Below are 14,904 nucleotides of genomic sequence, written 5' to 3'. Positions count from 1 at the left end.
AATGAAAAAAAATAATTAATAAAGAGATTTAGAACCGTTTCCTATCCCTTAACTCCTGCATCTTACCAGGATTCCATCCGCCTGAAGCTGATTTGGAATGACCAACCTGCTGTACGTAGCCTGTTATCCTGTCGTACCATTCAACTTCTGTTTCTTCTCCACAAGTTGCACATTTATCCTGTAAACCTTTCATAAGACTTTTACACTTCATGCAGAAGCTGAGTGCTGAGCTGTAGGCCCAAAATCCTATGTCTGAGTTTTTGGTTATTTTATTTGTAAGGCTCATGAGTGCGTCAGGGTCTGCATAGGATTCTCCCATGAATGCGTGGAATATATGACCTCCAAGTGTTAATGGGTGGAATTTCTCTTCTATCCTGATCTTCTCTGGAAGCAGTACATCTGCATTTACAGGGACGTGGGATGAGTTGGTGTAGTAGTATGCACTTTTATCTCCCTGGGTTATGGCTTTGTCCCCGAATCTTTCCTTATCAAGCATTGCAAACCTGTATGCTGTTGATTCTGCAGGTGTCTGAAGAACGCTCCATCTTAAACCAGTTTCTTTTTTAAGCTCGTCTGCCCTTTTATTGATATACTTTACAACGTCTAACCCGAATTTACGGGCGTTATCATCTTGAATTCCAGCTCCACAGTGGGAAAGCAGCATCTCGTTTAATCCCACAAATCCGAAGGATAGGGTTGAGTTGTCAACATTATAATATGGTTCTCCATCTATATCCTGGGTTAAGAATGGCAGAAGATTGTAATCATCAAGACAATGCATTCCCTGTTTCCTACGGAGCATTAAAACCTTTTCTGCCAGCCCCATATAAGAATCAAGGTATTCAAAGACATCATCATCGCTACTTGAGTTGTAGGCTATTCTTGGAAGGTTCAAGGTCACGTATGCCAGGTTTCCTGTCCTGAGGCAGTCTTTTGACCAGTCTCCAGTCCAGTTATCGTTCAGCTGGGTTCTGCATCCCATGTAGTTGGCCATGTTTCCCCTGTACTTTGGAAGCATGTTGACGAAGTAGGATGTTCCGTACTTGGCTGAAAGTTCGTGGACTAACCTTATATCGTCTTCAAATTCACTTTTAAGCACTTCCTTCCTTAACATGTAGATGGTGTTTGGGAATAGGTGGGGTTTTCCATCGGAATCACCTTTTAAAAGCTCTTCTGTAAATGCCCTTTGAAGTGCTCTTGTTTCTCTCTCAAAATCACCGTAAACCCCTACAACTTTACCTCCAGGTCCGTAGGCTGGTTCGTTTTTAAGGAAGTCTGGAACTGTGAATTCAAGGTTCATTGATGTGAATGGTACCTGTGATCCCCTTGCAGCGTATGCCATGTTCAGGTTGTATATAAGCATCTGAACTGCCTGTTTTATTTCATCGTAGGAAAGCCCTGCGGCAAATGGTGCTACAAAAACGTTCCAGAGGCTCATTGACTGGCCACCACTCATGTTCTGCTGTGCTGCCAGCATTATCTCCCCGGTGTGGTTCATAAGGGTTCCTATATGTTTTGGTGCTCCTGCAATGGATGTGTGATCCCCTGTACCGTCTACCTTAAGACCGTGTTTTATGAACGCCCTCAGATCATGCTGCAAACAGTTTAAAGGACGTCCTGAGAAGAATTCAAGGTCGTGTATGTGTATGTCCCCGCTCATATGTGCGTCTGCAAGCTCATCTGGGAGACTTAGTAGTGCGTATTGTTTAAGGGCCTCGTCTGCAACGTACTTGTGAACTGTTTCAGGGTTGTGTAACATGTTGGCGTTGTCCCTTGATCCATTTTTTATGAGGTTGGTTATGTTGTAGACAGGTATACCAAGCCTTGTGTATTTTCGTCTGAGAGTTTCAAAACCGTTTTCCACGAGCTTTGTGTTCACGATCTCCCTTATCATAGGAGCTGTTAAATACTCAACATCCAGTTTTTTAAGCTCTTTCCAGACCTGGGTTGCTATTTTCCGTGCCACTTCTCCTGAGGCTTCTGTTTCAACGATCAGGGTTTTTTCTATCTTCCTTTGATCAAAAGGTTCAATGGTGTCCCTTGATGTCCTGACCCGCATGGTGTTGGCTGCCTTATACTTATCAGCAATTTTCCTGTCGACCCTTTTGAGCTGATCGTACACCAGCATCTTGATCTCTGCTGTGGATATACCATCGTAAGCAGTGGTGGCCACTCTTGATGAAATCTTTTCAGAAGCCCAGAGCGGAGCCCCAACCATCAAACAGGATTTGACTATTTTTTCATGGCTGAATCTTTCAAATATTCCATTATTTTTAATGACACACGTCTGTGCCTTGGTAGGAAGTGCCGCCATGACTCGCACATCCTCCATTTCTAAATCTTGCCTCTTTAAGTCTTCCCTCATCATAACACCTATCGCTTAGTTACATTATATTCTAATTTTTAAGGAATTTAAATCATTCGAAAATCTATTCAAAAATCTATTCAAAAACAAAAATTCAAGGGATTTACACCTTGAATTAGCAACCTTTTAAAATTGATCTTCCAAAAAATTTTTATAAAAAAACATCCAGTGAACTTTGTTTGGACTTATCACTTTCAAACAACGAGTTTATACCTGACTCAATGAGCTCTATCCTCTGAACTAGATAAGGGTCAATTGGATATCGCTTAGCTAGTTCATTGGATATTCCAAGGTACTTAATAACAGAACCCTTTGATATACTCAATATAAGGTTTCCACCGCATGTACACTCACCTGAAAGAGGCATTCTTCTGTACTTTTTGTTGCATTTGGGACAGCGAACCTTCTGCCTTGAGAAGGCCCTCAAATTTCCTGCCATATCCGGGAGGAAATGGGACATTAAAACACCTTCTACAACACCTCTCTGGTCAACAGCCCTTATTTCCTCAGCAAGACTTATTTGACCTTCTACTTTCTCTTTCATGGTTGGAAGCATCTTGTAAAGACATTGTTTTGGTCCGCTGTGTATGCTGGAAGTGTTGTGTGAAAATATAAGTCCATGGTATTGTTCTGGAGTTCCAATTCGTTTCTTTACATTGTCCACAAGGTCAAGAACATCAGACGGCTTTTCAAAGTTCAGTGTTTTTTCGTAGAGTTCCATTGGAAGTCTCGACATTGCATCTATGTTGTGGGACTCATCATCTATTTCCTCCGGGTCTATCCGGGATGATAAAACCAGAGGAGCGTCCATCTTACCTCCACGTGTGCTTGGAAGGTAAACCTTGGAAAAGTTGAGAAGAGCATCCATTAAAAGCATTATGGAATCTTCGTCACTGTCACAGTTTCTCCTTTTAGCTGAATGGAAATAAGGATGGGCATAGCAACATAATGCCTTTGTAAATCCAACAATTCTTCCCAGGACTCCTGCTGAAGTATGGGGTGCAAGGCCAACAACCAGCTGCCCAACCAGGTCTTCCTTGGTCTTTACATTGTAAAACCTGTCAAGTTCGTAGAAATTCTCAAGAAGGTCATCTATAAATTTTGAAACATTTATAAGATATTCTGCACAGTTTTCTGAGATCACAACGTCCTGGACTTTGATTTCAACGATCTGATCGTCGTTTTCAATGGGCTGGCCATGGATGTCCTCTGTGTAACCAAGTTGCCTGAGTTTTTCAGGAGTTACGCCCACTTCTTTAGGTATAAAGTGAGTTAAAGGCAGATTAGTTGAATCATGCCTTATTGTAGCATCTTTAAATGTAAAAACACCATTTTTAGCCCTTAATATTCCTTTTTCAAGTGGTTCTGGGAATTTTTCTTCAGATATCATTCCCTGCACACCCTTTATCTCGTCGAGCCTGCGAACACCCACGTTTTCATAGGCCTTTTTCAGCATGCTTGCAAGGTTTATCCTTTTCTTACCGGAACTTGTTGGCACAGTCCTCGATCCGCAAACAGGACATTTAGCTTGCATTGAACCTACACCACATTTTGTACACTTGCAACGGGCAATGTCAACTACTATATTACCCTTTTTAGCGGCATCAATTATGTTACGTCTGCTGCCGCCGTTTATACCTATTGGGAAAAGTGAATGAGGAGCAGGCTTCATCTTTCTTTCTTTACTCTTTTCAGGCCTTCCAACCCTTCCACCAAGATATGTTGGGGCTTTAGCCATTATTTTAACGCGTGAAACCTTATTTATGGCTTCAACAGTATCTAAATCATCTTCGAGGTTTAAAGGTTCCCTTAAGGTGTTTAAGAGTGCGTATGCATCGTCAGTATCTATGATGATTTTATCCTCTTTTACACGATGAGGAACCCCTATAACCTCTAAAATTCTTTTTTCTGGAGATAGGTCCATTATTAAACCATTTTCCAAATTTAAATTGGTTATATCTTCCTCATCACCAATGTTCTGGTACAATTTGTCTTGAATCCTGTTTATATCTTCTCGAGTTACATCGTGGTAAAAATATGTGTAAGCTGGGTGCAGAGGTACCTTGTATTTCTCTGATAATTCAAAGGCCTCTTTTGGACTTATTGAATCTGTTTCTAGGGACTTAAGATCCAGTTCTCCTGAATATTCTGGTGAATTTTCAATGGTCTGAACCCACCATTCTTCACACCAGCCTGCAGGCAAAAGTACATGGTTGTTTCTGAGGAATTCCCCAAAAGCTACCAGCATATCTCCTAAAAATAGAATCTCCTCCACCTGATTTTTTAGCTCCTTTCCTTGTTCCGCTGATTTTACCTTAACAACATTCCCATCTCTTAGTTTCACTATAGGGCCTTCTATGGTGTCACATGGAACCACACAATTTCCTTTACCCGGCCTTTCTATTTTCATCTGGGTTCCAACCGCCAGGAAACCAACTATCTCCATGGTGGATGGGTGTACTCCCATTGCAGCAAGTCCTGTGTTCCTTGATCTGCCGTATCTTAATCTGAAACCTCCCTTGGCCTTGGGGTATGCTAAAACTGGTCTTCCGCCGATGATATCCCTCATGTACTTATCATCCACTTTACCAGAGTCTTCATCACTCTTTGAATCAGGGGCCTTCAAGAATTGTTCAAGCCAATTCCATCCATCGATTTTAAGTTTACTGGCGTATTTTATGACTTTAGGGGCCTTCTGTATAATTCCCTCTGCCATTGCAAGGAGTGCTCCTCCCCGTATGTTGTTGGTCTCAACCCTCTCAAGGTCACGGTTTGAAACCTCGATCTTGTCTGTTGCTTCTCCTGTTATCTCAACAGGAACATTTTTTATGGTTAACCTGACTTCATCCGGCTTTGGGGAGTACTGGAGGTTTGTAACCTCTGATTCATAGAGCTCAACCTCCTCAACGTACCTTTCGATCTCAACGTCTGTTGGTTTGTACCGGTCAAGCCCCAAAGAAATCCGTATATAATCACCTATAAGGACTGCAAGTGCAGCTGCAGTTCCTCCAGCACTTCTTATCGGTCCTGCAAAGTACACAGCTAAATAATGTCCCTGGTCAAAGTTCTGCTTTATTTCAATCTTTGCTATTCCCTCAAGAGGAGCTGCAACAACCCCCTCTGTTAAAATGGCCAGTGCAGTTCTTGTTGCCTGATCTGACTTCTGCTCCTTAACCTCCATACTGTCTTCTTTGCCTTCTTCATCAGGCGTGGTAACGATTTCCCTGGCTATCTGGAAGGCCACTTCCTCACGAGAGAGATCATCCTCTAACTCCTTTATCCTGGCTGCTACGCCCTTCGGCCCGACGAGCCCTTCAACCCTCTCTGCAAGGTCCTTTGCAAGGGGTATTTCAGGTTCTAACTCAATATCATACCCTTTAAGTCTTGCCTGCCTTGCTACATCATACAGCTTCTGTGTTTCTTCTTCTAAAGTCTCAAAATATCCCATAACAGTCCCTTGCTGATCTTTTAATCATTCAATTCTTTATCTTTTAGTATAATTGTTATATTCAACTAAAATCAATACGATTTTATAAAAGATGTGTAATAAATCGTTGCAATCTTTATTGGGGAAAACTAATTTTTTCCACTGTTGTCCTATGTTCAAAACCATTTATAAATTTGTCTATAAAACATGAAAATTAAGTTAAAGAGATTTTAGACAGTATGCATTCGTTTAAATATCTTTAAGGTAACATTAAACGTATATCTCTCTGAAAAGAGGCAATTACACCTTAGAAATTTATAAAATCATTTTAAAATAAAGTTATTTTATTATAATAATATTTTCGCCCTTTATTTTCAAATTTAAGATTTTAGATAATCTTATTATAAAAAATTTTTTTCTCATCCAATCTGAAAAACTTGAAAATTAAAAGACCACTATAATTATAAAGCTTGAAATAAATATTTAAACTCAGTAAAGTAAATGTAGATTAGTAGTTAATATTCAGTAAATAAGTAAATTTTATGGTGATTCTATGGCAAAAAAGGATAAAAAAGTTCTCCCACCAAGCGGTGCCGGACTTGTAAGGTACTTCGAAGAAGAAACAAAGGGACCCAAACTAACACCGGAACAGGTCGTAATTATGACCGTTGTTCTGGCAGCGTTATGCATTGCCCTGAGGTTTTCATACTCATAAAGAAAGTATTTTAAAGTAAAGGTTATTGCAATTCAAATTGAATGGTTCAATCAATGGATTAGGGGAAGCATCTTAAAAAGATATTCTTTTAAGAAGACTATCTGAGATACGGAACCTAAATACTGAATTTAATATTTTTTTTAGGAAAAAGATTTTATTTTATTTAAAATTTTACAAGGAGTTTAATCATGGCTATCCACCCTATTGAATACAGATACAATACAGAAGAGATGAGAAAAGTCTGGGAGGCAGATAACAAACTTCAAAAGATGCTTGAAGTTGAAGCTGCACTTGCAGATGCCGAAGCTCAACTTAATATCATTCCAAAAGAAGCTGCAGATGAAATAAAAAGTAAAGCAAGTACAAAATATGTTAAATCTGAGAGGGTATCCGAAATTGAGATGCAAACCCATCATGACATTGCTTCAATTGTGAAGGCCCTTGCAGAGGTATGTGAAGGAGATGCCGGAGAATACGTGCACTTCGGTGCAACATCAAACGACATTATAGACACTTCGCAGTCCCTACTTTTCAAGGAAACCATATCAATTATTAGGGAAAAAGTGGTTGAGCTCACAAAAACCCTTTTAAAACTTGCAGATGATAATAAAAAAACTGTTTGTATCGGTAGAACCCATGGACAGCACGCACTTCCAACCACTTACGGTATGAAGTTTGCAATATGGGCTGACGAACTCCACAGGCAGATCGAAAGGCTTGATGAGTGTAATAAAAGGATCTGTGTGGGCATGTTAACAGGGGCCGTGGGTACAACAGCAGCTCTGGGCACAGATGGACTTGCAGTACACAACAAGGTTTCTGAAATACTTGGCCTTAGACCAGTTTTAATCTCAAGCCAGATTGTTCAAAGGGATGTTCACGCTGAATTCATAATGTGCCTTGCAAACATTGCAAGCACCCTTGAAAAGATGGCACTCGAGATAAGAAACCTTCAAAGAACTGAGATAGATGAGATTGGCGAGAGTTTTGACCCTAAAAAACAGGTCGGATCAAGCACCATGCCCCACAAAAGAAACCCTATAACTGGAGAAAGAATATGTGGTATCTCAAGAGTTATAAGGGCTTATGTTGCTCCTGCACTTCAAAACAACCCATTATGGCATGAAAGAGACCTTACAAACTCCTCCTGTGAGAGGATAATCCTGCCAGAGTCCAGTATGCTCACAGACTACATACTCAAACTATCCATAAAACTCTTCAGTAACCTCGTTTTCCATCCTGAGAACATAGAACACAACCTGAACATGACCAACGGCCTCATAATGGCTGAAAGGTTTATGGCAGAGCTTACAAGAAAAGGAGCAGGAAAACAAACAGCTTACGCACTTGTAAGGAACTGTTCACTGGAGGCTTATGATAAAGATGTGGGATTGAAGGAGATAGTCTCGTCAAATAGTGAAATAAAGAAATATCTAACGGAAGATGATATCGAAAAGATAATGGACCCCCACACATACCTTGGATCCTCGATCCAGATCGTGGAAAATGTTTTAAAGGACTCAAATGAATGGTTTTAGGATTAAATCCCAATTTAAATTTTTTCTTACCTTTAATTTGATTGACTAAAATTATTTCATCTTTTAAAGAAATTAATTACTTTAATATCTTTTAAATATCCTTTAAAATTAAAAATTTTTTATTTTTTTAATATCTAAACTTAATTTTTAATATTTAGACTGTGGTGCCTAATCTTTTTTATTAATTCTATTTTAATTGATTACATACTCCAAAAAAACATTCCACCATTATTGTTTTTAATCTATAAATTGTTAAAAACTTTTTTTAAAAATAAAAATTTAAGGATTTATAAACTTTAAAATCAAAAGTACAATTCATAGGAAAAGCTTTTTTTAATTAATAAAACAGAAATCGATTTTATTTAATTTCACCTCAATATAACTCTTCCATTTTCCATTAATTAATAAAAGAATAATTTAATATAATAATTAAAATAAAAATAATACCACAATATACAAGGAGTTGAAAAGATGGTTGATGTAAAAGAAATAAAATCCATTAGACCAGTTTCCTTCACATTGATGTCCTCATCGATTCATGCAATACTGGCCTTTATATTTGCAATAATACTTGCCATTACATTTGGAGCAGTTGCAGCACTTGTACCTCAACTTGCAGAGTTAGGCAGAATAATTGCAGCCTTTGGTATCGCCATAATAATCATAAGCCCCATAAGTGCATTTCTTATCACTGTTACAATCTCTTTTATCAGCGTAATTTTGTACAACAGCCTAGTGCCCCGTATTGGTGGTGTAAAGTTAGGATTTGAAGGAAACGAGATAAGATCAATTCCAGTTATGTCATTTGCATTTATAATGGCTTGTATTGAAGCCATATGGGCATTCATCATCGGATTGCTACTGGCATCCGCTCTGGCCCCAATAACTGGAATTATAGGAACAGTAGCACCAATAATAGCCAACAACACAGCAGGATTCACAGGTTCGGTGGAAGGTTTAGGAACAGCAGGAGTCCTTGGAGCTCTATTTTTAATCATAGGACTACCAGTAATGGTCTTCATATTCGGGTTCATAGGCCACGCACTGTTTGCAATATTTTACAACTACTTAATACCCCGTGTTGGCGGGATTAAACTGGAACTTGCAGACATTGTGAGAAAAGGAAGAGAAATAACATCAATACCTGTTTTACCCGCAGCCCTGGCCGTAGCAGTGGTATTCACAATATTCGGATTCATAAGAGGCATTATAAATTTAGGGTTATACAGTATGGCAGGAAACGCAGCCAATGGTGTTGTATCACTTATAACAACTACAATAGGATTTTTCATAATGTACTTCATCATTGTCGCCTTGATAACGATATTCTACAACTTCCTGGCACCAAGAATCGGCGGAGTCAAATTAGAACTGGAATAAACAACGAGAAATAAGTAAATGAATAACAACTAAGATAAATACTGGAATAAAACTTCCTTAATCCTCTCTTTATTCTTTTTTTTGTCTTTGAACCATCTATTTTTTAACTAAATTTACTAATCATATTATCAAGTTCCATCATTTAGTTTTATTTCCGATTAGATTTTGAAGCTATTTTTTAGATTAAAAGAAAAAAATAGGAAAATTTAATTATAAAGTATCCTCAGAGAGATTATTTAGATAAATTTGGAGGTGAATGATTTGTCAGACATTAAAGAGATTAAATCCATTCGTATAGTGCCATACACCTTGATGAATTCATCAATATCAGCAGTGGTGGGATTAATATACGCAGTAATTCTAGTGATCATCTTAGGAGTTGTGGGAGTATTTTTACCAAGCAGTCTCGGTATCACAGCAGGAGCAATAGCAAGCCTCGCTGTAGCAGTTATCATTCTTTTGCCTGTGGGTAGCTTTATATTCAGCGTTACACAGTCATTTTTAACAGCACTGATCTACAACGTGTTCGTTCCAAGGTTGGGAGGAATCAAACTTGATCTTGTAGATTTGAAAGAGATCATAGGAGTTCCTGTTGTTCCATTCGCACTCATGCTTTCCGCAATCAGTGCCACCCTGGTTTTCCTAGCCATGCTGATAATTGGACCAATACTTCTAATAGGTTTACAGGGTGCAGCAATTGCATCTGTATATCAAGGAGCAACCATACCCGGACTTGGATCAATTGGCGCTTTAGGGATTGTAGGACTTTTAATCATGGTAATTGGAGTTCCAATCGTGATGTTCATAGTCAGTTTCATAATGACTGCACTGGCAGCGATATTCTACAACCTGCTTGCACCTAAAATTGGAGGTATAGAGTTTGAATTTGAAGCTTTAAAAGAAAAACTCTACGGTATAAACTCAATTCCACCGATAAAATTAGCATTAATAGCTTCAATCGTTATGGCTATCATTAATTTAATATTTGAACTCATAAGCACGGTCAGCAGTATTGCAATGGGTTCATCAGCCGCAGCAGGGGTTATAAGTCTTTTAATAAACGTTGTGTTCAACTTTGTCATTGTATTCATTTTATACGCCATCATGGCAGTGTTGTACAACTATCTGGCACCAAGAATCGGTGCAGTGAAACTTGAACTGGAATGAGAACTGTAATAAAACTTCCTTAATCAACTTTTTTTATTTTTTTTATTTTGCCTGGACTTTTATGCTCTGTTTTATGCTCTTTAGGTCCTATTTTTATTTTTGAAAATGAAGTTTTAAGTGAAATTTAAAAATAGTGAAAATTTTAAAAAACGCCTTTTTAAAGAAAATTTCCAAAAATCAGCTTTTTTTATGGTTTGGTCACTTTGTATTAATTTATCAGTTTCATTTAAGATTTTACTAAACTTCAAAAAATTTTTATACATACAAGAGAAATTGTAATCATGGAATCAAAAATCATTAAAAGCAGGAAAATCTCAAAGGGACATGCAAAAGGCGAAATCATCTTAACAAAAGAACCAATAAGCTTTCTGGGTGGTGTTGACCCTGAAACAGGTACTGTAATAGATTCAAATCACGAGCTCCACGGCAGGAAAATAAGCGGGAAGATACTGTTCATACCCTCAGGTAAGGGTTCAACAGTTGGATCCTACGTAATATATCAAATGGCCAAAAACGGTACAGCACCTTTGGCCATAATAGCACTTGAAGCAGAGCCAATAATTGCAACAGGCGCCATAATGGCAGAAATACCAATGGTTGACAGGCCAGAAGCTGATATTTTAGGTACCTTAAAAGAAGGAGATCTAGTTGAAGTTGATGCGGATTCCGGCATCATAAAGATTTTAAAGAGTAATTAAAAAGGTAAATTGTCAAAAATAATTAAATAATAAATTGGAAAAAGGATTGACATCAAAATTGGAAAAAATTAAGGTATTTCAAACGAATATGGTTCAAAAAATTAAGAAGTTAACTTAAACAAGTAACTTAATAAAATTTCAATTTATTTATCAATTATTTAATTTTATTCCATTATTTCATTCTGTTTGATATACTCACCTAAAACTCCACCAATGGCCCCGAATACTCCACCAATGATCACCGACATCAAAGTGACAAATAATCCCACTATAAAAGTGATTGTACCGGCCAAGATCCCTATTTTTGCAAATATAAGTCCTATAATCACAGTCAAAGCACCGAACCCTGCAATGAATAATACTCCTATTATTAGACCACCTATTATGCCTGAAAGAGCTCCATCAACCAACCCCTCTTTTTCATTCCCATTACTCAAGTAAGCAGTTAAAAATCCACCTATCAACGGTCCTAAAAAGAACAACGGAAATACAGCTATAGTTAAAACTATGGTTAAAACCGCGTTTAATATTGCACCTATCCCAACAGCCTTCCAATCAGTCATTTTATCATCCTCACATGTTTAAGCTCGCCTTAAAGCAGCTATAATTTATAAATGTCCTTATAGAGTTTATAAAGGTCATTATAAAGGTTCTAATTAATAAAGTATATCCAATTAATGTCCGGCAAAAATAGAAAAAAATAGAAATTTATTAAAATTAGTGTTCATCTTTTTGATTGATTAGAGAGCCTATAGCTCCTCCAACAGCACCTATAAGTATGTAAGAACCTATTAATCCTACCGCTACAACTATGAGAAGTCCTGCTATCTTTTCTGAAGATCCTGATCTCAACATAACGAGTAAAATCACTGCTACTGCCGTAAATATTCCCACAAGGATTCCATGGATAGCTCCGTCCTTAATATCCTCATTAACCAGATATCCTGTGAGTATACTTGCTATAAATACGGATATGTATCCTGCATAAGCCGGTATAACCATTCCTACAGCTAAACTCAGTGCTAATGCCACTATGAACCCTATAACAACTGATTTTTGATTTACCATGTTACTTAATTTTTTTTGTTATACTATTTTAAATTGATCCTCGATCAATCTTACTAAATTAACAAAAGAAAGAAGAAAAATCTATCTAAATCTTAAGCTTCCCCTTTTACAACCGATCCTATGGCCCCGCCAACTGCCATTATAATTATAACCCCTATAAGTCCCACAAATACTACAATAGAAGTGACTGCAGCCACTGTCAGCCCTATCAATCCTGCGATCAATGTACCAAATATTAGAAGTAATAAGGCCAGCATTATACCTCCAAAAGCACCGGAAACAGCCCCATTAATCATTCCATTGGCTGCGTCTCCTCCAACCATGTAACCAACCACCATTCCTGCCACTAAAAGCCCAAGCATTCCTCCCCATAACGGGATGATCACCGCAAATAAAGCCCCCAGTATTATTGACAAAACAAATCCAATAATTACAGCTCCCCATTCCACCATAAATTCCACCCCACAGTTTATTCAAAAATTTTGCTCTGAGAACTGATTTCAGAACAACTTGATTCCCATTACATATTTTGTTTAATTTCCCTAATGGAGTTTTCTTTTTATTCCCTAAATTGGATTAAATTTGATAAAAACAGATATTAATAAAAAATAGATATTTAAATGAATTTAAATTAAAAATAAACAGTTTTAAGATTTAATAAAACAAAAAAAATTGTAATTATCATTTATTTTATTAAAATAAATCATAAAAACGAATAAATCATAAAAATAGTTCATTTATAGTTTTATTCATTATCTTAACTCCAGTAATAAATAAAAGTTAAAACACCAATAGTTACTTGATGAAAACTTCAATGTAAATGATAAAAAGATAGGATGATAAAGATGCCATACTCCTTGATCCATAATGGAACTCTTATAGACGGTACAGGTAAGCCCCCAATTAGGAATGCCGCTGTATTAATCAGGAACAAACAAATAATATCTGCAGGCCCTAAAAACTCAATAAAACTCCCTGAAACCTCCAAAATGAAAATGATAGACGCCAACGATGGCTTCATTTTACCAGGATTTGTGGACGCCCACGTTCACATCATGGCCAATGGATTTCACAGGGAAGACATTATTTACAAGCCACTTTCACTCTACTTTTACAATGCAATTGAAAACATGCGCCTTACAATCAACGCCGGTGTTACAACAGTGCGAGACGCGGGTCTTGCAGATGCAGGCGTTAAAATGGCGATTGAACAGGGTTTGATTCTCGGGCCCAGGATACAAATATCTGTTACCCCACTTTCAATAACAGGAGGCCACTTCGATTTATGGCTGAATTCAGGATACGATATTAAAACTTCTTATCCAGGTTATCCAGATAGTATCTGTGACGGTCTTGAGGAGGTTAGAAAGAAGGTGCGCGAGGTTCTGCGTGCAGGTGCAGAGGTTATAAAGGTCATGGTGACAGGGGGTGTTATGAGCGTGAACGACGGACCTGAATCCACACAGTTCACAGTTGAAGAATTGAAGGTTATTGTAAAGGAAGCAGAGTACAAAGATGGCATCAAAGTAATGGCACATGCTCACGGAGTTCAGGGAATGAAAAATGCCCTTAAGGCAGGTGTGCATTCCATTGAACATGGCACCTACCTAGATGAGGAAGCAATCCATATGATGCTTGAAAACAAGACTTACCTGGTTCCAACCCTTCTTGTAAACAAAAACAACATGGAAAGGGCAAAAAGAGGAGAAGTGCGTGAGTGGGAAGTTGAATCCGCTTTAACGGTGTTTGATATCCAGAAAGAGAACATTAAAAAGGCTTACAGAGCGGGAGTTACCATAGCCCTGGGAACGGACTGCGGTGTGTTATCACACGGCCGTAATTTGGAAGAATTGAGTCTTCTTCAGGATATAGGGATGACCCCAGATGAAGCCATAGTTGCAGGAACAAAAACTGGGGCTGAATGTCTTGGATGGCAGGATAAGGTTGGTACGGTTGAAGAAGGAAAATTTGCAGACATTGTGATAAGTAAAACCAATCCTTTGGAGGATATAAAGTCACTTGGAAATCCAGACAACATAGTTATGGTTATAAAAGACGGTACAATCGTTAAAGATATGCGTGAAACTTGATTTTGATGATCTGTTAGACTTTATAAGTTAAGCCGTTTTAGAAAAATAGTAAGGTGTGAATAATAAAAAATTTAGATCATTAAGATCTAATAATAAACGAGGTGTTAAAAATGGCAGTGGATCCTATATGCAAAATGGATGTTGACGAGAAAACAGCAAAATGGGTGAGCGAGTACAAAGGTAAAAAATACTATTTCTGTGCACCTGGCTGCAAAAAAACCTTTGAAGAAAACCCTGAAAAGTACGCAGAAGAGTAAACCTGCTTAAACAGTTCTAAAAGATACTGATTCATTAACAACAGGATAAAGCTGGAACTTGGAATAAATTTAGTTTCATTTCCCTTTTTTAAACTTTTTTAAAAAACACCTTAAAATTTATTTTTTTGAATTTTGGTTCAATTTCGTCTTTTTATTGTGTTTTGAAGTTTTAAAATATATTCGCATATTCACGAACAAA

Annotated in this window: 12 protein-coding genes; 7 read left to right on the top strand and 5 right to left on the bottom strand. The window is 37.7% G+C overall.

What is annotated here, in order from left to right; genetic code table 11:
- Positions 1–28: 28 nt before the first annotated feature.
- Together nrdD and polC are read right to left on the bottom strand one after the other, a co-directional pair.
- Entirely contained in the window at positions 29–2,332 is a 2,304-nt protein-coding gene (nrdD, locus tag MSWAN_RS00500) for an anaerobic ribonucleoside-triphosphate reductase (protein WP_048188145.1), read from the bottom strand.
- A 184-nt stretch (positions 2,333–2,516) separates the two neighbouring features.
- Positions 2,517–5,813 (bottom strand): DNA polymerase II large subunit, encoded by a 3,297-nt coding sequence (gene polC / locus MSWAN_RS00495; protein ID WP_013824649.1) that lies wholly within the window; start codon positions 5,811–5,813, stop codon positions 2,517–2,519.
- Positions 5,814–6,345: 532 nt separating this feature from the next.
- Between polC and MSWAN_RS00490 the strand changes: the two genes are divergently transcribed.
- From MSWAN_RS00490 to MSWAN_RS00470, 5 genes are all read left to right on the top strand, one after another.
- Positions 6,346–6,507 carry a preprotein translocase subunit Sec61beta gene (locus MSWAN_RS00490; protein WP_013824648.1) on the top strand — a complete coding sequence of 54 codons (162 nt, stop codon included), beginning with the start codon at positions 6,346–6,348 and terminating at the stop codon, positions 6,505–6,507.
- 188 nt (positions 6,508–6,695) lie between these two features.
- Positions 6,696–8,045: an adenylosuccinate lyase gene (gene purB, locus MSWAN_RS00485; RefSeq protein WP_013824647.1), complete on the top strand. Its 1,350-nt coding sequence runs from the start codon at positions 6,696–6,698 to the stop codon at positions 8,043–8,045.
- 471 nt (positions 8,046–8,516) lie between these two features.
- Positions 8,517–9,425 carry a hypothetical protein gene (locus tag MSWAN_RS00480; RefSeq protein WP_013824646.1) on the top strand — a complete coding sequence of 303 codons (909 nt, stop codon included), beginning with the start codon at positions 8,517–8,519 and terminating at the stop codon, positions 9,423–9,425.
- 252 nt (positions 9,426–9,677) lie between these two features.
- On the top strand, positions 9,678–10,592 hold the full coding sequence (locus MSWAN_RS00475; RefSeq protein ID WP_227716974.1) for a hypothetical protein: 915 nt from the start codon (positions 9,678–9,680) through the stop codon (positions 10,590–10,592).
- Positions 10,593–10,885: 293 nt separating this feature from the next.
- A complete protein-coding gene (locus MSWAN_RS00470) occupies positions 10,886–11,290 on the top strand; it encodes a DUF126 domain-containing protein (protein ID WP_048188144.1) in 405 nt (134 codons plus the stop codon).
- A 164-nt stretch (positions 11,291–11,454) separates the two neighbouring features.
- On the opposite strand, the gene MSWAN_RS00465 is transcribed toward MSWAN_RS00470, so the two are convergent.
- From MSWAN_RS00465 to MSWAN_RS00455, 3 genes are all read right to left on the bottom strand, one after another.
- On the bottom strand, positions 11,455–11,853 hold the full coding sequence (locus tag MSWAN_RS00465) for a DUF5518 domain-containing protein (protein WP_013824643.1): 399 nt from the start codon (positions 11,851–11,853) through the stop codon (positions 11,455–11,457).
- A gap of 154 nt (positions 11,854–12,007) precedes the next feature.
- A complete protein-coding gene (locus tag MSWAN_RS00460) occupies positions 12,008–12,358 on the bottom strand; it encodes a DUF5518 domain-containing protein (protein WP_013824642.1) in 351 nt (116 codons plus the stop codon).
- A gap of 92 nt (positions 12,359–12,450) precedes the next feature.
- Positions 12,451–12,810, bottom strand: a complete 360-nt coding sequence (locus tag MSWAN_RS00455) for a DUF5518 domain-containing protein (RefSeq protein ID WP_048187781.1) — start codon at positions 12,808–12,810, stop codon at positions 12,451–12,453.
- Between the two features lie 384 nt (positions 12,811–13,194).
- Here MSWAN_RS00455 and MSWAN_RS00450 point away from each other — a divergent pair, with 384 nt between their 5' ends.
- Together MSWAN_RS00450 and MSWAN_RS12405 are read left to right on the top strand one after the other, a co-directional pair.
- Positions 13,195–14,448, top strand: a complete 1,254-nt coding sequence (locus MSWAN_RS00450) for a metal-dependent hydrolase family protein (protein ID WP_227716973.1) — start codon at positions 13,195–13,197, stop codon at positions 14,446–14,448.
- A gap of 110 nt (positions 14,449–14,558) precedes the next feature.
- Positions 14,559–14,705: a YHS domain-containing protein gene (locus tag MSWAN_RS12405; RefSeq protein WP_013824639.1), complete on the top strand. Its 147-nt coding sequence runs from the start codon at positions 14,559–14,561 to the stop codon at positions 14,703–14,705.
- The last annotated feature ends 199 nt before the right edge of the window (positions 14,706–14,904 follow it).

The organism is Methanobacterium paludis (genome assembly GCF_000214725.1).
GTDB lineage: Archaea > Methanobacteriota > Methanobacteria > Methanobacteriales > Methanobacteriaceae > Methanobacterium_C > Methanobacterium_C paludis.
The sequence above is the reverse complement of the archived record's forward strand: the minus strand, read 5'-3'. Positions and strand labels throughout refer to the sequence as shown.

Bases quoted from the DNA above. Each gene is read 5' to 3' on its own strand.
- MSWAN_RS00465 (WP_013824643.1), bottom strand. From the start codon at position 11,853: ATGACTGATTGGAAGGCTGTTGGGATAGGTGCAATATTAAACGCGGTT.
- MSWAN_RS00455 (WP_048187781.1), bottom strand. From the start codon at position 12,810: ATGGTGGAATGGGGAGCTGTAATTATTGGATTTGTTTTGTCAATAATA.
- MSWAN_RS00450 (WP_227716973.1), top strand. From the start codon at position 13,195: ATGATAAAGATGCCATACTCCTTGATCCATAATGGAACTCTTATAGAC.
- MSWAN_RS00480 (WP_013824646.1), top strand. From the start codon at position 8,517: ATGGTTGATGTAAAAGAAATAAAATCCATTAGACCAGTTTCCTTCACA.
- MSWAN_RS00460 (WP_013824642.1), bottom strand. From the start codon at position 12,358: ATGGTAAATCAAAAATCAGTTGTTATAGGGTTCATAGTGGCATTAGCA.
- MSWAN_RS00490 (WP_013824648.1), top strand. From the start codon at position 6,346: ATGGCAAAAAAGGATAAAAAAGTTCTCCCACCAAGCGGTGCCGGACTT.
- nrdD (WP_048188145.1), bottom strand. From the start codon at position 2,332: ATGGAGGATGTGCGAGTCATGGCGGCACTTCCTACCAAGGCACAGACG.
- polC (WP_013824649.1), bottom strand. From the start codon at position 5,813: ATGGGATATTTTGAGACTTTAGAAGAAGAAACACAGAAGCTGTATGAT.
- MSWAN_RS12405 (WP_013824639.1), top strand. From the start codon at position 14,559: ATGGCAGTGGATCCTATATGCAAAATGGATGTTGACGAGAAAACAGCA.
- purB (WP_013824647.1), top strand. From the start codon at position 6,696: ATGGCTATCCACCCTATTGAATACAGATACAATACAGAAGAGATGAGA.